At 70.2% G+C, this 16,545-nt stretch carries 14 protein-coding genes; 6 read left to right on the top strand and 8 right to left on the bottom strand.

The annotated features are described in order from the left end of the window. Positions 1-6 precede the first annotated feature (6 nt). Genes QRN30_RS04290 through QRN30_RS04280 form a run of 3 tightly spaced genes read right to left on the bottom strand, consistent with a single transcriptional unit; the run spans position 7 to position 3,178 of the window. Positions 7-921 (bottom strand): ABC transporter ATP-binding protein, encoded by a 915-nt coding sequence (locus QRN30_RS04290; RefSeq protein ID WP_259552895.1) that lies wholly within the window; start codon positions 919-921, stop codon positions 7-9. Next, positions 918-2,024 carry a FecCD family ABC transporter permease gene (locus QRN30_RS04285; protein ID WP_042540364.1) on the bottom strand — a complete coding sequence of 369 codons (1,107 nt, stop codon included), beginning with the start codon at positions 2,022-2,024 and terminating at the stop codon, positions 918-920. Before QRN30_RS04285 ends, QRN30_RS04290 begins: the two co-directional genes overlap by 4 nt. A 50-nt stretch (positions 2,025-2,074) precedes the next feature. Beyond that, entirely contained in the window at positions 2,075-3,178 is a 1,104-nt protein-coding gene (locus QRN30_RS04280) for a FecCD family ABC transporter permease (protein ID WP_231564117.1), read from the bottom strand. Positions 3,179-3,206: 28 nt separating this feature from the next. Between QRN30_RS04280 and QRN30_RS04275 the strand changes: the two genes are divergently transcribed. Further along, positions 3,207-4,037, top strand: a complete 831-nt coding sequence (locus tag QRN30_RS04275) for a siderophore-interacting protein (protein ID WP_042540362.1) — start codon at positions 3,207-3,209, stop codon at positions 4,035-4,037. A gap of 144 nt (positions 4,038-4,181) precedes the next feature. Here the strand turns inward: QRN30_RS04275 and QRN30_RS04270 are convergent, their stop codons facing one another. The 3 genes from QRN30_RS04270 to QRN30_RS04260 are packed head-to-tail and all read right to left on the bottom strand — an operon-like array spanning position 4,182 to position 7,467. Next, positions 4,182-5,093, bottom strand: a complete 912-nt coding sequence (locus tag QRN30_RS04270) for a carbohydrate ABC transporter permease (RefSeq protein ID WP_017888373.1) — start codon at positions 5,091-5,093, stop codon at positions 4,182-4,184. A 1-nt stretch (position 5,094) separates the two neighbouring features. Continuing rightward, positions 5,095-6,060, bottom strand: coding sequence for a carbohydrate ABC transporter permease (locus QRN30_RS04265; RefSeq protein WP_017888374.1), 966 nt, complete (start codon positions 6,058-6,060; stop codon positions 5,095-5,097). A 54-nt stretch (positions 6,061-6,114) separates the two neighbouring features. Beyond that, a complete protein-coding gene (locus tag QRN30_RS04260) occupies positions 6,115-7,467 on the bottom strand; it encodes an extracellular solute-binding protein (RefSeq protein WP_194590711.1) in 1,353 nt (450 codons plus the stop codon). Between the two features lie 294 nt (positions 7,468-7,761). Between QRN30_RS04260 and arfA the strand changes: the two genes are divergently transcribed. After that, a complete protein-coding gene (gene arfA / locus QRN30_RS04255; protein ID WP_017888376.1) occupies positions 7,762-9,267 on the top strand; it encodes an arabinosylfuranosidase ArfA in 1,506 nt (501 codons plus the stop codon). 350 nt (positions 9,268-9,617) lie between these two features. On the opposite strand, the gene QRN30_RS04250 is transcribed toward arfA, so the two are convergent. Then, positions 9,618-10,643: a LacI family DNA-binding transcriptional regulator gene (locus tag QRN30_RS04250; protein ID WP_031260382.1), complete on the bottom strand. Its 1,026-nt coding sequence runs from the start codon at positions 10,641-10,643 to the stop codon at positions 9,618-9,620. Positions 10,644-10,840: 197 nt separating this feature from the next. On the opposite strand from QRN30_RS04250, the gene QRN30_RS04245 reads away from it, so the two are divergent. The 4 genes from QRN30_RS04245 to QRN30_RS04230 all read left to right on the top strand — a co-directional run bounded on the left by QRN30_RS04245 (position 10,841) and on the right by QRN30_RS04230 (position 16,102). Beyond that, complete coding sequence (locus QRN30_RS04245; RefSeq protein ID WP_017888378.1) at positions 10,841-11,785, top strand: carbohydrate ABC transporter permease; 945 nt, start codon at positions 10,841-10,843, stop codon at positions 11,783-11,785. Then, positions 11,782-12,753 (top strand): carbohydrate ABC transporter permease, encoded by a 972-nt coding sequence (locus QRN30_RS04240; protein WP_017888379.1) that lies wholly within the window; start codon positions 11,782-11,784, stop codon positions 12,751-12,753. The genes QRN30_RS04245 and QRN30_RS04240 overlap by 4 nt, the downstream gene beginning before the upstream one ends. Positions 12,754-12,850: 97 nt before the next feature. After that, positions 12,851-14,185, top strand: coding sequence for an ABC transporter substrate-binding protein (locus QRN30_RS04235; RefSeq protein WP_017888380.1), 1,335 nt, complete (start codon positions 12,851-12,853; stop codon positions 14,183-14,185). An 87-nt stretch (positions 14,186-14,272) separates the two neighbouring features. Beyond that, a complete protein-coding gene (locus QRN30_RS04230; RefSeq protein ID WP_284760533.1) occupies positions 14,273-16,102 on the top strand; it encodes a glycoside hydrolase family 35 protein in 1,830 nt (609 codons plus the stop codon). A 115-nt stretch (positions 16,103-16,217) separates the two neighbouring features. Here QRN30_RS04230 and QRN30_RS04225 read toward each other — a convergent pair whose 3' ends face one another. Next, positions 16,218-16,523, bottom strand: a complete 306-nt coding sequence (locus QRN30_RS04225) for a hypothetical protein (RefSeq protein WP_056070334.1) — start codon at positions 16,521-16,523, stop codon at positions 16,218-16,220. Positions 16,524-16,545 lie beyond the last annotated feature (22 nt).

The raw sequence follows: 16,545 nt of genomic DNA, 5'->3' as shown, positions 1-16,545 counted from the left end.
GAGAGGCTAACCTAACTTTGCGGCACTCGCCAGCGCGTGTTCGGTTTTCGTGCGTGTGACGGTGTGCTCGGCCGGGGCGTGCGGGACCGGGTCGTGCTCGTCCGCTTCGGGCACGATCATCGGCGCACCGGTCACGGGGTCGGGGAACACCCGGGCGTGCAGGCCGAACGCGTGCTCGAGCAGTGCCGGGGTGAGGACCTCGTGCGGTGTGCCGTCGGCCACGACCCCGCCGTCGTGCAGCACCACGAGCCGGTCCGAGTACCGCGCCGCCAGCGACAGGTCGTGCAGCACCATCACGATCGTCGACCCCTGCTCGCGGTTCAGCCGTCGGACGAGCCGCAGGACCTCGAGCTGGTGCGCGAGGTCGAGGTAGGTCGTCGGCTCGTCGAGCAGGAGCGTCTCGGCCTGCTGCGCGACGACCATGGCGATCCAGGCGCGCTGGCGCTGTCCGCCGGACAGGCTCGTGACGTCGCGGTGCGCGACCTCGGTCAGTCCGGTGGCGGCGATCGCGTCCTCGGCGACGGCGGCGTCCTCGGCGGTCCACGGCTTCGCCCACGACTGGTGCGGGTTCCGGCCGCGCATCACCAGGTCGAGCACGCTGGTGCCGGCCGGGGCGACGGGGGACTGCGGCAGGATCGCGAGCTTGCGGGCGACCTGGCGGTTCGGCTCCTTGCGGATCGGGGCGCCGTCGAGCAGGACCTCGCCGGCCTGCGGCTTGAGCACGCGGCCGAACGCCTTGAGCAGGGTCGACTTGCCGCAGCCGTTCGCGCCGAGGAACGTCGTGACGGTGCCGCGCTCGATGCGCAGGTCCAGGTCGCGCAGGACCGGCTGGCGGTCGTAGCCGACGGACAGGCCCTGGGCTTCGAGCACGCTGTCGTGCTCGTGCTCGTGCTGGTGGTCGCGGTCGTGCGCTGTTGTCATCGGGACATCTCCTTGCGGTGACGGACGAGGAGCCAGATCAGGTACGGCGCCCCGATCACGGTGGTGATGATGCCGACCGGCACCTGCCACGGGAACGCGGAACGGGACAGCAGGTCGGCGGCGAGCACGAGCACGGCTCCCAGAGCACCGGCGAGCAGCAGCGGCGGCCGGTTCGTGCCGGCGAGCCGGAGCCCGACCTGCGGCACGACGAACGCGACGAAGCCCACCGGTCCCGCGGCGGCCACGGCGGCGGCGGTCAGCACGACCGCGAGTGCGATGACGAGCAGCCGGTGTCGCTGGACGCCGAGTCCGACGCCGGTCGCGACCTCGTCGCCGAGCTGCCCGATGCCGAGTGCCGCACTCGTCGCGAGTGCGATCGGCACCGCGACCACGGCCACCAGGAGCAGCGGCCAGACGCTCTCCCACGAGGTGCTCGACAGGCTGCCGACCAGCCACTGCGAGGCCGCGGTCGCGACCGTGATCTTCGCCCGGACGAGCAGGTAGCTGGTCACGGCGTCGAGGGTCGCGCTCACGCCGATGCCGACCAGCACGAGCCGGTAGCTCTGCACGCCACCGCGCCAACCCAGGCCGTAGACCAGGACCGCTGCGACCAGGGCGCCGATCGTGGCGGCCACCGGGATCCCGCCACCGAGCACCAGGGACGACACCGAGTACGTCCCGCCTCCCAGGACGATCGCGGCGACCGCACCGACGCTCGCGCCCGCGGTGACGCCGATGATGTCCGGGGTGCCGAGGGGGTTCCGCGTGAAGGTCTGGGTCAGTGCCCCGGCGACCCCGAGTGTCAGGCCGACGAGTGCGCCGGTCAGCACGCGGGGCAGGCGCAGGGTGGTGATGATGAAGGCGTCGGGACCGGACTCCAACCCGAGCAGGGACCGGATGACGACCCCGGGCGCGATCCACGTCGAGCCGACCGCGGTGCCGAGGACGATGAGCACCAGGACGGTGGCGAGCGACGCGACGGTGTACCAGAACACCCGGGGGCGCCAGGCGAGGCCGACGGGGCCGATGCGGATGCCGGCACGGCCGGGGGTGCGGGCCGCGGGGCCGTTCGTGCCCGGCGCACCGGGTGTACTGCCGGGCATGCCGGTTGTGCTGCCGGGCGTCCTCCCGCTGCTGCGCACCGCTGCCCCGCTCACAGTGACACCAGCGATCGGCGGCGGGCCACGGCGACGAACACCGGGCCCCCGATGACGGCGAGCACGATGCCGACCTCGACCTCGGAGAACCCGCCGATCAGGCGACCGATGACGTCGGCGACCAGCACGAGGGCGGCGCCGACCAGACCGGACACCGGCAGCGTCCAGCGGTGTCCGGTGCCGACGAGCGCGCGGGCGACGTGCGGGACCGTCAGGCCGACGAAGCCGATCGGGCCGGCCGCCGCGGTCGCCCCGGCGGCGAGCAGCGTGATCCCGCCCAGGCCGACCAGCCGGGCGACGAGCACGTTCTCGCCCAGGCCCTTCGCCAGCTCCGACCCGAGCCCGAGGGCGTCGAGGGCGCGGACGTTCAGCACCGCGAGCACGAGTCCGGCGGCCAGGAACGGCCACACCGCCCCGAGGATGTCGAGCTGGCGTGCGGCGAGCGACCCGACGACCCAGAGCCGGTACGCGTCGAGCGACGCCTGGTCGGTCAGCACGACGAACGAGGTCAGGGCGGCGAGCAGCGCCGAGACCGCGGCGCCGGCGAGGGCGAGCGGCACCGGGCTGGCCGTGCCGCTGCCGGCGATCGTCACCGAGAAGACGACGACGCTGGCGACCAGGGCCCCGACCAGTGCGAACCAGACGGTCGCGCTCGTGCTGGTCACCCCGAACACGTAGACGCCGAGCACCACCGCGAGCCCGGCGCCCGACGAGACGCCGAACAGACCGGGGTCGGCGAGTGGGTTGCGGGTGTGTCCCTGCATGAGCAGTCCGGCGATGCCGAGGGCCGCGCCGACCGCTGCGCCGATGAGCGTGCGCGGGATCCGGGAGCCCCACACGATCGCCTCGTCGGTGCTCGATCCGGTGCGCGTGAGCCCCGCCCACACCTCGGCGACGCCGATGCGGTTGCTGCCGAGCAGCATGCTCGCCACGGCGACGAGGACCAGGGCGACGACGAGGCCGATGATGACCGCGGTCCGTCGCCGCATCGCGGTCCGGTGCACACCGAGGGCGCGGGACGCGTCGCCGTCCCGGGCGCTGGACACGACGGGTTCGGGGGCCTCCGGACCGGAAGCCAGAACGGGATTGGGGGCTGGCACGGAAGTCATCTTAGGTTAGCCTTGCCTCATGGCGAAGACCCCGCGGCTCCTGCCGACGAACCCCCGGCTCTTCCGCGCCCGTGTCCTCCGGACCCAGCGGGTGACCCCCTCGATGCAGCGTGTCACCGTCACCGGCGACGACCTGCACGAGTTCGGCTACCTCGGTTTCGACCACTGGTTCCGCCTGTTCGTCCGGCGCCCCGACCAGGACGCCTTCCGGATGCCCGACCTGGACGGCAAGAAGTGGTGGCCGACGTTCCTCGGCATCCCCGAGGACATCCGCCCGCACTGCGCGAACTACACCGTCGCCGCCTACCGGCTGCTCGCCGACGGCACCGCCGAGCTCGACATCGACTTCGTCGTGCACCTGGACCACCGCGGTCAGCTCGAGGGCCGTGCCGCGATCTGGGCCTGCTCCGCCCGCCCCGGCGAAGAGCTCGCGATGCTCGACCAGGGCTGCATCTTCGACGTCCCGGCCGGCACCAGCGAGGTCGTCGTCGCGGCGGAGGAGACCGGCCTGCCCGGCATCGTCGGCATCGCCGAGTCGTTGCCGCGCGACACTGTCGGCCGCATCATCCAAGAGGTCCCGACCGCCGCCGACATCCGCGACCTCGACGCCCCCACCGGCGTGCAGGTGACGTGGATCGTCCGGCAGCCGGGCGCGGTCCCCGGCAGCGGCGCCCTCGCGGAGCTGCAGCGGCACGTGCCGTCCGACGACAGGGGCTACGCGTTCGTCGTGGGGGAGTCGAAGCTCGCCACCGAGGGCCGCCGCCACCTGCACCGTGCGGGACTGCCGAAGTCGCGCATCACGTTCTCCGGGTTCTGGAAGCACGAGACGAAGGTCTCCGTCCCCGCCTGACCCGCGCGCTGCCTGGCAGGTGTGCCCGGTCCCGCTAGGTACGCCCGCCCTCGCCAGGTACGCCGCGCCCGTGGCGCGACCAACGGACGGACGGGAGGCCCGGTGCCAGCTGGCACCGGGCCTCCCGTCCGTGGTGGGGCCGCGTCAGCCCTTGAGGCCCGAGCCCGTCACGCCCTCCACGATCTGCCGCTGGAAGATCAGGTAGAGGATGATCAGCGGCAACGCCGCCAGGAGCGCACCCGCCTGGATGTCGGCGTAGCGCTGCCCGAAGCTGCCCTGGACCGTGGCGAGCCCGACCGGGATCGTCATGAGGTCCGGGTTGGACAGCACGAACAGCGGCAGCAGCAGGTTGTTCCACACCCCGACGAAGGTCAGGATCGTCACCGCTGCGATCACCGGACGCGACAGCGGCAGGATGACCGACCAGTAGACCTTCCAGATACCGGCGCCGTCGATGCGCGCAGCTTCTTCGAGCTCCTTCGGGATGCCGTCGAAGAACTGCTTGAAGATGAACACCGCGATCACGGCGGGCACCTGCGGGAAGATCACCGACCAGTACGTGTTGAGCAGGCCGACCGCGTTGAGCTCCTGGAAGATCGGGATGATCAGCACCTGGGTCGGGATCATGATGCCCAGGATGATGAGCAGGAACGCGATGTTCCGGCCGCGGAACACCAGCCGCGACAGCGCGAACGCCGCCATCGAGGCGAACAGCACGGTGAGCACCGCGGTCACGACGCTCGTGATGCCGCTGGCCAGGTACCAGTTCCAGATGTCGCCGGCCTGGAACAGCGACGCGTACGAGTGCAGCGTCGGGTTCCAGGTCGACAGGATCGAGTTCGCGCCGAGCGCGGCGACGCCGTTGTCGGACAGCGACGTCTTCAGCGCGAACACGCTCGGGATGAGCCAGATGATCGCGAAGATCGTCAGGATGATGCCCGACGCGATCGTGAAGCCGCGCCCGCTGACACCGATCTTGGCGGCGCTCGTGGGAGCGGCGGACGAGACCCCGGTGCGGAGCTTCCGGCCGGTGGTGATGCTCTCGGTGGCGGTCATGTCAGGCACCGATCTCTCGCTTGGCGGCAGCGCGCTCGACGAGCTGCCGGATGACCGCGATCGCCACGATCACGATGAACAGGAGGACCGACGCGGCCGACGCGGCACCGAGTCGGTTGTCGGTGAATCCGACGCCGGTGATGAGCTGCAGCGAGACCTGGGTGGAGATGCCCGGGCCGCCGTTCGTCATCAGGTAGACCTGGTCGAAGATCTTCAGGCTCGCGATGATCTGCAGCAGGATGACGAGGGTCGTCGTGCGGCCGAGCAGGGGGAGCGTGATCGACTTGATCTGCTGCCAGTTCGAGGCACCGTCGACGGCGGCGGCTTCGTACAGTTCGCGCGGGATCTCCTGCAGGCCGGCCAGGTAGAGCACGAAGTTGAAGCCGAGGGTCCACCACACGGTGGCGATGGCGACACCGATCATCGCCGTGTTCGGGCTGGCCAGGACACCGGCGCCCGGAGTCATCCCGAGCAGCGACTGGACGCTCGCGAAGAGACCGGTGCTCGGCGTGAAGATGAACACCCAGATGAGCGAGATCGTCGCCGACGGCAGGATGAACGGCAGGAAGAACGCCAGACGGAAGAACCACTGGCCGCGGTTCATCCGGTTCGTCAGCACGGCGAACACGAACGCCAGGATCACGAGCGGCGGGGTCGTGTACAGCGTGAACTGCAGCGTGTGCCAGAGCGAGGACCAGAAGTCGTCGCGACCGAGCATCTCCGCGTAGTTCGCGAACCCGGCGAAGCTGCCGAGCCCGGTGCGGACCGTCGAGGTGTTGAAGAAGCTCGTGACGATCATCCAGACCGTCGGACCGAGCAGGAAGGCGATGTAGAACAGGCCGAACGGGGCGAGGAACAGCCAGCCGCTGCGGCCCTGGCCGCGGGTCAGGCTGGAGCGGTACGGGCGGAGTCGTCGCGGCGCGCTCGCCGCGTCCGTCGGGCGGTCGAGGACAGGTGCTGTGGTCACGTCATCGTGCCTTTCGCAGGGTGTTCACGTCGTTCGTGGTGGTCGCAGGCCCGATCACAGCGGGCTCGGCGTGTTGAGGTAGGTCGACAACTGGGACTTGATCGCGCTCATGGCCGCGGCGGGGGAACTGCTGCCCTGCTGTACGAGGGCCAGCTGGGCGCCCACGGTGTTCTCGAACGTGGACCCGGAGCCGCCGTACCAGGCAGCGTCGTCGAACACCGCGGTCTCGGCAGCGGAGGCGTAGTTCGACTGCGGTGTCAGCTTCTTGTAGGCCGAGCTGTCGTACGTCGGCAGGTACGCCGGCACGTGACCACCCTGTGCCCAGGTCAGGCTCTGCTCGAGCATCTGCTTGATGAACAGCATCGCCGCCTGCTTCTGCTCCGGCGTACGGTCCTTCTTCGGCAGGATGAACGTGTGCGAGTCGGCCTGGGTCGCCGGCTTGTCGAAGAGCTGCGGGATCGGAGCCATCCCGAACTTCAGCCCCTTGATCGACTGGGCGGTGCTGATCTCCCACTCGCCCTGCATGAAGAAGCCGGCCTTGCCGGTGAACATGAGCGTCTGCGCGGTGGCGTAGTCGAGGCCCTTGTTGAGCCAGCCCTGCTTGACCCACTTCTGGGTCATGTCGGTGACCTTCGTGTAGGCGTCCTCGTTGACGGTGAGCTTGGAGCCGCCGTCGCTGATGAACGGCGTCGCCCCCTCGATCTGGTTGTACATCGTCCAGAAGAAGCGCCACGGGGTCGCGACCTCACTGACGTTCGCGACGTTGAGCGCCGTGCCGCCGGTGACCTTCGAGACTGCCGCCAGGGCCTTCTCGAAGGCGTCGATCCCCGTCAGGTCCTTGAGGTTGTCGTCGCTGTCGAGCAGGCCGGCCTTCCGGCACACGTCGACGTTGTAGAAGAGCACGAAGGGGTGGGTGTCGAGCGGCACGCAGATGTTCTTGCCGTCGGTCTTCTGCGCCGTCCAGGCCTTCTGGTTGAAGTCGGCGGCGCTCATACCGACGCCGGCGAGGTCCTCGGAGGTGATTGGGTCGAGCAGGTCACCGTCCCACAGGGGCTTCGCCCGGGTCAGGTGGGAGATCGCGACGTCCGGCGGCTTATTCCCGACGGTGGCGAGTGTGACCTTCGAGTAGTACGGGTTGCCCCACGCGAACGTGGTGGCCTGCAGCGCGCTCGATCCGCCGTGCTGCTTGGCGTAGCCGGCCTCCATGTCCTGCATGCGGACGCCGTCACCGCCGCCGAACAGGTTCCAGAAGACGAGGGTCTCGGGGTTGAGGGCACTGCCGGCGAGACCGGCGGCGAGGGGACTGGAGCAGGCGGCGAGCGGCAGGACCGTCGCGGCCGCTGCACCGGCGGCGAGGAAGCCCCGCCGCGAGAGGCGCGACGCAGGTGTTGCGGGTGGGATCGGCATGGCATCACTCCATCGGGATGGGCCGGGCTCGGGAACAGGGTCGGTGCTCCCGCCGGAGCATCGCTGCTCCGGACCCGGAGCACTGCTGCTCCGGACACGGAACGACCTTCCGGTGCTCCGTGAGCGCTCACATTAGCGCTCGCCACTGTCATCCGCCACCCCTTTCGCGACGGCGTGGAACCCGGTAGCGTTTCCGTCAGGTGAGCGCTCACTTTCGTGACGGCCCGCTTCGGTTCCCGTACGCGCCCCCACCGCTCCCCGCACGAACCGCACTGCCACGATCGAAGGAGATCCATGCCCCGCACACACCTCGTCCTCGACGCCGCGTTCACCGTGGGGCCGGTGCGACGTCGCCTGTTCGGCGGGTTCGTCGAGCACCTCGGCCGCCACGTCTACGACGGCATCCACGAGCCCGCCCACGAGACCGCCGACGAGCACGGCTTCCGAGGGGACGTCGTCGAACTCGTCAAGGAACTCGGCGTCTCCGCCATCCGCTACCCCGGTGGCAACTTCGTCTCCGGCTACAAGTGGGAGGACGGCGTCGGCCCCGTCGAGCAGCGCCCCCGCCGTCTCGACCTCGCCTGGCACTCGACCGAGACGAACGAGGTCGGCCTGCACGAGTTCCAGCACTGGCTCGACCGGGTCGGCTCCGAGCTCATGCTCGCCGTGAACCTCGGTACCCGCGGCACGCAGGAGGCGATCGAGCTCCTCGAGTACGCCAACATCGACGCCGGCACCGCACTGTCCGATTACCGTCGTTCCAACGGTCGCCAGGAACCCTTCGCCATCACGATGTGGTGCCTCGGCAACGAGATGGACGGCCCGTGGCAGCTCGGCCACAAGAACGCCGACGACTACGGCAAGCTCGCCGCCATGACCGCCAAGGCCATGCGACAGATCCAGCCCGACCTCGAGCTCGTCGCCTGCGGTTCCTCCGGGGCGTCGATGCCGACGTTCGGCGAGTGGGAGCGCACCGTCCTCGAGCACACCTACGACGACGTCGACTACATCTCCGCGCACGCCTACTACGAGGAGGACGACGACCTGCCGTCGTTCCTCGCCTCGGGCGTCAACATGGACCACTTCATCAAGACGGTCACCACGGCCGCCGACCACGTCCAGGCGCAGAAGAAGTCCGACAAGCGCATCGACATCTCGTTCGACGAGTGGAACGTCTGGTCGATCAAGAAGTGGGAAGCCAAGGCCAAGACCTTCACGCTCGACGAGTGGCCCGTCGCCCCGCGTCTGCTCGAGGACGTCTACACCGTCGCGGACGCCGTCGTCGTGGGTGGCCTGCTCATCTCGCTGCTCCGCCACGCCGACCGCGTCGCCTCGGCCTCGCTCGCCCAGCTCGTCAACGTGATCGGCCCGATCATGACCGAGCCCGGCGGCCCGGCCTGGCGCCAGACGACGTTCTTCCCGTTCTCGGTCACCTCGCGCCTGGCGCAGGGGACTTCGCTGCAGGTCAAGGCCTCCGGTGACACCGTCGACGGTGGCAAGCACGGCGAGGTCCCGGTCGTGGACTCCGCCGCCACCGTGACCGAGGACGGCAAGGCCGCGGTCTTCCTGGTGAACCGCCACCCGTCCGAGCCGACCACGGTGACGATCGACCTCGCAGGCATCGGTGCGACGGGCGACGTCCACGCCGAGGGTGTCTGGGACGACGACCTGCACGCCGTGAACGACCTGGAGAACACCTCGCGCGTGGGGCTGCGCACGAACGAGTCGGTCCGCCGCGAGGGCGACACCGTCACGATCGAGCTCCCGCCGGTCTCCTGGACCGCCGTCTCGATCGGCTGACAAGACGCCTCGGCGCACGCCACGGCGGGCGTCGAGTGAGCACAGAGGACGTCGGGCGCTCGCGCCCGACGTCCTCTGCTCGTTGCGGGGGCGCGGCGCGCGGCGGGCCGCGGCCGAGTCTCGTCTGGGCGGACAGGGCGCGGCACGCGGATGGCGCAGCCTGTCCGCATGGCCGAGTCTCGGGCCGCGGACGTGGACGCGGCGGCCGGGAGGCCCGTGGCGGCCTGGCACCGAGCCTCCCGTCCGGCGTCCGGCGAGACCACGACCGAGTCTCGTCTGAGCGGACAGAGCGCGGCACGCGGATGGCGCAGCCTGTCCGCGGGGCCGAGTCTCGGCACGAGCGCGCCGCGTCAGCGCGCCGGCGGTGCCGCCGTGCTCGCGCGCTCGACGAGCCGCACCGGCACCAGGTCGGACGCGACGCTGACCCGCTCGCCGTCGATCTGGGCGAGCAGCGTGGCGACCGCTCGGCGGCCGACCTCGTCGAAGGACTGGTGCACGGTGGTCAGCGGCGGCCAGAACGAGTCGGACTCGGGGGAGTCGTCGAACCCCACCACGCTGAGCGACGACGGCACCGGGCGGCCGGACTCGTGTGCGGCGCGCAGGACCCCGAGGGCGGTCTGGTCGTTCGCGGCGAACACCGCGGTGATCTCCGGCCGTGCGGCGATCTCGAGCCCGGCCTCGTACCCGTGCTCGGTCGTCCAGCCACCGCGGAACACCGGGGGGACGGGGCGGCCGGCGCGCGACAGGGTGTCCTGCCACGCGGCGAGGCGACGGGCCGCCGAGTACGACGAATCCGGACCGGCGACGTGCCAGACGGTCTCGTGGCCCAGGTCGAGCAGGTGCTGCGTGGCCTGCCGGGCGCCGTCGGCCTGGTCGGTGTCGATCGCGGGGTGGTCCGTGCTGCCCGTGGAGTCGACGATCACCATGGGGACGCCGTCGGGCAGCACGACCTCGGCGGTGTCGATGATGTGCGACTCGATGATGATCACGACGCCGTCGACGGCCTGTTCGTGCAGGCGTGAGAAGGCGGACCGGACGCCCGCCTCGGTGCGCGAGGCCATGGGCAGCAGGGTGATCGTGAAGTCGGCGACCCCGGCGGCGTCGGCGATCGCCTCGAGCGTGCGCATGTTGCCGAAGGACGCGAGCGTGAACATGATCACGCCGATGGTGCGGAAGCGGCCCGAGCGCAGGGCGCGGGCGGCACGGTTCGGCCGGTAGCCGAGGGACTCCATCGCGCGCTGGACGCGGTCGCGGGTCTCCGGGCTGACGTTGTCGAAGCCGCGGGCGACCCGCGAGACGGTCTGCATCGAGACCCCCGCGGCGTCGGCGACGGCGGCCATCGAGGGGGCGCGGCGGGTGCCGGCGGGGGACTCCATCGTCACGCTGGCGCTCCTTCCGGATCGAGGGGCCGAACGGTCGGCCTCCCCCGGACGCTAGCGCATGTTGACGTTGCCATGCTATCGTCGCGACGTTCGATGTTGACGTCAACATCGGTGACCGCCCGGACACCCTGATCCGGCCCGGGCCGAGCCGCCGACATCGACCACCCGAACGCAGCAGACGAAGGAGTCACATGAGCACGCTCGCAGCGCGCCCCGGTGAGGCAGCACCGCGCCCCACCGCCGAGCGCCCCGCCGGCCGCCGCCCCAAGCCGCGGGGACGGTTCACCGGATGGCTGTTCGTCGGCCCGTTCGTCGTCGTCCTGGTCCTGATGCTCATCGTGCCGATCGGGTACGCGCTCTGGCTCAGCCTGTTCCGCGACCAGCTCATCGGCGGCAACCAGTTCGTCTGGTTCGCCAACTACGTGCAGCTCTTCCAGGACGCCAAGTTCTGGTCCGGGCTCGGTCGGGTCGCGATCTTCCTGGTCGTCCAGGTGCCGATCATGCTCGGCCTCGCGCTCGTCGCCGCCCTGGCCCTCGACAGCGCCCGACTGTGGGGGACGAGCTTCTTCCGCATCGCGGTGTTCCTGCCCTACGCGGTCCCCGGTGTCGTCGCAGCCCTGATCTGGGGCTTCATCTACGGCAACCAGTTCGGTCTGACCGGTGCCGCGAACGACGCGCTCGGCATCGACCTGCTGCAGCCGTTCAGCCCGAGCTGGGTCCTGACGTCGATCGGCAACGTGGTCACGTGGGAGTTCCTCGGCTACAACATGCTGATCTTCTACGCCGCACTCCGCACCGTCCCCGGTGAGCTGTACGAGGCGGCGGAGCTCGACGGCGCCGGCCCGATGCGCACGGTCCTCTCGATCAAGCTCCCGGCGCTCCGCGGCCCGATGGTCATCGCCACGATCTTCTCGATCATCGGCAGCTTCCAGCTCTTCAACGAGCCGAACCTGCTCAAGACGCTCGCCCCGAACGTCATCGGCAGCGCCTTCACCCCGAACATGTACGCCTACTCGCTGTCCTTCAGCGGCCAGCAGTTCAACTACTCCGCCACGGTCGCGATCGTGATGGGCGTGATCACCGCGGTGATCGCCTACGTCGTCCAGGTCCGCGGCACCCGCGAGGAGAACCGATGAGCACCATCCAGCACCCCGCCGGGCCCGCAGCGGCCACGGTGACCGAGGCGACCACGACGCAACGTGCGCCGCGCACCCGCTCGATCCGCGCCTCCCGGCAGCTCCGCACCGCGGAAGGCGGACGCAAGCCGAAGCGTTCCGGCCTGCTGACCGCGGTCATGGTCGTCTTCGTCGTGTACTCGTTCGCGCCGCTGTTCTACCTGCTCGTGAACAGCACGAAGACGCAGTCGTCGCTGCTCTCCACCTTCGGTCTGTGGTTCGGCGGGGACTTCAACCTCTGGCAGAACATCGTCGACACGGTGACGTACAACGACGGCATCTTCCTGCAGTGGTTCGGCAACACGCTGCTCTACGTGGTCGTCGGCGCCGGCGGGGCCACCCTGCTCGCCACGGTGGCGGGCTACGGCATGGCGAAGTTCCAGTTCCCGGGGCGCCGTGCGGTCTTCGCCGTCGTCCTCGGCGCCATCGCGGTCCCCGGCACGGCACTGGCCGTCCCGACCTTCCTGCTCTTCTCGCAGGTGGGCCTGACGAACACCCCGTGGTCGATCATCCTGCCCTCACTGATCAGCCCGTTCGGCATGTACCTGATCTGGACCTACGCGGTCGACGCGATCCCCGCCGAACTGCTCGAGGCCGCCCGCATGGACGGTGCCGGCGAGTTCCGGATCTTCTTCACCATCGCGCTCCGCCTGCTCGCTCCCGGTGTCGTCACGGTCCTGCTGTTCGCCGTCGTCGCGACCTGGAACAACTACTTCCTGCCGCTGATCATGCTGAGCGACCCGAAGTGGTACCCACTGACGGTCGGCCTGAACCAGTGGAACGCGCAGGCCACCGGGTCCGGCGCGCAGCCGATCTACAACCTCGTCGTCACGGGATCGCTCCTCACGATCATCCCGATCGTGGTCGCGTTCCTCTTCCTCCAGCGCTTCTGGCAGTCCGGCCTCGCAGCCGGGTCGGTCAAGGCCTGACCCCTCGGACACCAGGCGCACGGCGACCCCGCCACGCGCCGCCCGGTCCGGCACACAGCAGCACCACCCCCTCCACGAAGAAGTGAAAGGCACTCCCATGAACAAGCGTCTCCGGCGCGGGCTCAGCGCCCTCGCCATCGGCGTCACCGCCGCGATCGCCCTCGCCGCGTGCGCCTCCGGCAGCTCCGGCTCCGGCGGTTCGGCCGACGACATCGACAAGGCCCTGAAGGACGGTGGCACCCTGACCTACTGGTCGTGGACCCCGTCGGCGAAGGCCCAGGTCGCCGCGTTCGAGAAGCAGTACCCGAAGGTGAAGGTCAAGCTCGTCAACGCCGGCACCGGCGCCGACCAGTACACCAAGCTGCAGAACACGATCAAGGCCGGCTCGGGTGCCCCCGACGTCGCCCAGGTCGAGTACTACGCCCTGCCGCAGTTCGCCCTGTCCGAGTCGCTCCTCGACCTGTCGAGCTACGGCTTCGACTCGCTCGAGAAGGACTTCGCGAAGAGCACCTGGAGCTCGGTGTCGATCGACGGCAAGGTCTACGGCCTGCCGCAGGACTCCGGCCCCATGGCGCTGTTCTACAACAAGAAGGTCTTCGACAAGCACGACATCGCCGTGCCGAAGACGTGGGACGAGTACGTCACCGCGGCCAAGAAGCTGCACCAGGCCGACCCGAAGGCGTACATCGCCGCGGACTCCGGCGACGCCGGCTTCACCACGAGCATGATCGCCCAGGCCGGCGGCACCCCCTTCACCACCGACGGTGACAAGGTGACCATCAACCTGCAGGACGCGGGCTCGAAGAAGTGGACGAGCACCTGGAACGAGCTCGTCGAGCAGGGCCTGCTGTCGAAGACGGTCGGTTGGACCGACGACTGGTACAAGCAGCTCGGCAACGGCGAGATCGCCACGCTGATCACCGGCGCCTGGATGCCCGGCAACCTGGAGTCCGGCGTCGCCCAGGCCTCGGGTGACTGGCGTGTCGCCCCGATGCCGACCTACGACGGTGGCACCGCCCAGACCGCGAACAACGGCGGCAGCGCCGAGGTCGTCATGAAGCAGTCGAAGAACCCGGCACTCGCCGCGGGCTTCCTCAAGTGGCTGAACTCCTCGAAGGAGTCCACGAAGGTCTTCATGGAGTCCGGCGGCTTCCCGTCGACCACCGCTGACCTGGACTCGTCGGCCTTCCTCGACGAGAAGCCGTCCTACTTCGGCGGCCAGCAGATCAACAAGGTGCTCGTCGACGCGTCGAAGTCCTCGGACAACGACTTCACGTACCTGCCGTACCAGGTGTACGCGAACAGCGTCTACGCCGACACCGTCGGCCAGGCGTACGAGAACGGCACCTCGCTCGACGCCGGCCTGCAGGCCTGGCAGAAGGCCCTCGCCAAGTACGGCAAGGACCAGGGCTTCACGGTCTCGACCAAGTAGTTCCCGGTATCCCCGCGGGGCCGTGCGGACACGTCCGCACGGCCCCGCTCCACGCCCGGCTCCGGCCGGCCATGAGAAGGTCACACCATGCGCTTCGCCATCGGCGACACCGACTTCCTGCTCGACGGCGAGCCGCACCGGGTCCTGTCCGGCGCGATCCACTACTTCCGTGTCCACCCCGACCTGTGGGCCGACCGGATCCGCAAGGCCAAGCTGATGGGCCTCAACACCATCGAGACCTACGTGGCGTGGAACGCGCACGCGCCGTCGCCGGGGGAGTTCGACCTGTCCGGCGGCCTGGACCTCGGCCGCTTCCTCGACCTCGTCGCGGCCGAGGGCATGCACGCCATCGTCCGCCCCGGCCCCTACATCTGCGCCGAGTGGACCAACGGCGGGCTGCCGTACTGGTTGTTCGCGGACGGTTCCGTGGGGGTCCGCCGAAACGAGCCCGGGTTCCTCGCAGCGGTCGAGACGTACCTGCAGCACCTGGCCCCCGTGCTGGTCCCGCGGCAGATCGACCAGGGCGGGCCCATCGTCCTGGTGCAGGTCGAGAACGAGTACGGCGCCTACGGCTCCGACCCCGAGTACCTGCGCGCGCTGGAGCAGATGCACCGCGACATCGGGCTGACCGTCCCCTTCACGAGCGTCGACCAGCCGATGGGCACCATGCTCGAGGACGGCTCGCTGCCCTCACTGCACAGGACCGGTTCGTTCGGCTCCCGCTCCGCCGCCCGGCTCGAGCGCCTGCGGCAGGCCCAGCCCACCGGCCCCCTGATGTGCTCGGAGTTCTGGGACGGCTGGTTCGACAGCTGGGGCGAGCACCACCACACCACGCCGGCGTCCGCCAGTGCCGAGGACCTGGACGTCCTGCTCGCCGCCGGCGGCTCGGTGAACATCTACATGTTCCACGGCGGCACGAACTTCGGCTTCACGAACGGCGCGAACGACAAGGGCGTCTACCGTCCGATCGCGACGTCGTACGACTACGACGCCCCGCTCGACGAGGCCGGCCGACCGACGTCGAAGTTCCACGCGTTCCGCTCGGTCATCGAGCGCTACGCGCCCGTGCCGCCGCTGCCCGCAGCGATGGAGCCGGGTGGGTCGGGTCGCCTCGGTCCCGTGGCCGCGTCCGGCGACGGCCTGGAGGCCCGGATCACCCCCGCCACGGACCTCGCCGTCCGGCTGGACCGCGTCGCCTCGCTCCGTTCCCTGCTGCCCACGCTCACGACGTGGTCCGCGCACGACGAGCCGCCGACCTTCGACGCCCTCGGAGCCGCGAGCGGCTTCGTCGTCTACCGCGCCGAGGCCGACCTGCCCGCCGGAGGGGTGCTGACCGTCGGCACCGAGGTGCGTGACCGTGCGATCGTGTCGGCCGACGGTGTCGTCGTCGGGGTCCTGGAGCGCGAGCACCACGACCGGGCCATCACCCTGCCGCCGGTGACCGGCACGCTCGAACTCCTCGTCGAGGACCAGGGCCGGGTCGACTACGGCGTCCGCATCGGTGAGCCGAAGGGCTTGATCGGGGGCGTCTCGATCGACGGCGTCCCGGTGGCCCGCTGGACGGCGTCCCCGCTCGCACTCGACCCCGTCGCGCCGGCAGCCGTGGCGGCACTGGCCGAGGTCGCTGCCTCCGGTGGGGACGTGCTCGCGGGGCCGACGTTCGCCGCGGGGTCGTTCGACCTCGACACCGTCAACGACCGGTACCTGTCGCTCGTCGGGTTCCGCAAGGGAGTCGCCTGGGTCAACGGATTCTGCCTCGGCCGGTACTGGTCGCGGGGCCCGCAGCGGACCCTTGCGATCCCGGGGCCGGTGCTCCGCCACGGTCGCAACGAGCTCGTCGTGCTCGAACTGCACGCCGCCGCTTCCCGTACCGCGTGCCTGCTCGTCGAGCCCGACCTGGGCCACACCGAGGCGTAGCCGCGCGGCCGCCCTGGTCAGATCGGGCGTACCTGGTCGAATCGGGCGTACCTGGTCGGAAGTTTCGACCAGGTACGCCCGATTCCGCTTTCCAGCGCGGGCGTCATGGGAAGGATCAGTCGCTGTCGAGGGCGTCCAGGTCTGCCAGCGCCCGCTCGGCGTCGGCGATCCGGTCGGCCTCGGGGCGACTCCACCACTCGGGGCCGCGCTCGCCCAGGCCGTGCTTGGCCAGGCCGTTCCGGTGCCGCGCCGCCGCCAGGGCCTCGTCGTCGCCTGCGCGCTTCGCGGTCTTCACGGCGTTGCGGCCGCGCCCCAGGTGCGAGCGGAGTGCGGCGGCGAGTTCCTCGGGCAGGGCGGGGTCGGTGCGGCGCCAACGTCGGCCGTCCACGACGAAGAAGTGGTCGTCGGGTTCGGCGGTCATGGTCCGAGTCTGCTCCGTCGGT

This window comes from Curtobacterium sp. MEB011 (assembly GCF_030209655.1).
Taxonomy (GTDB): domain Bacteria; phylum Actinomycetota; class Actinomycetes; order Actinomycetales; family Microbacteriaceae; genus Curtobacterium; species Curtobacterium poinsettiae.
Note: the sequence above shows the minus strand (reverse complement) of the source record. Positions and strands in the feature narration are given on the sequence as shown.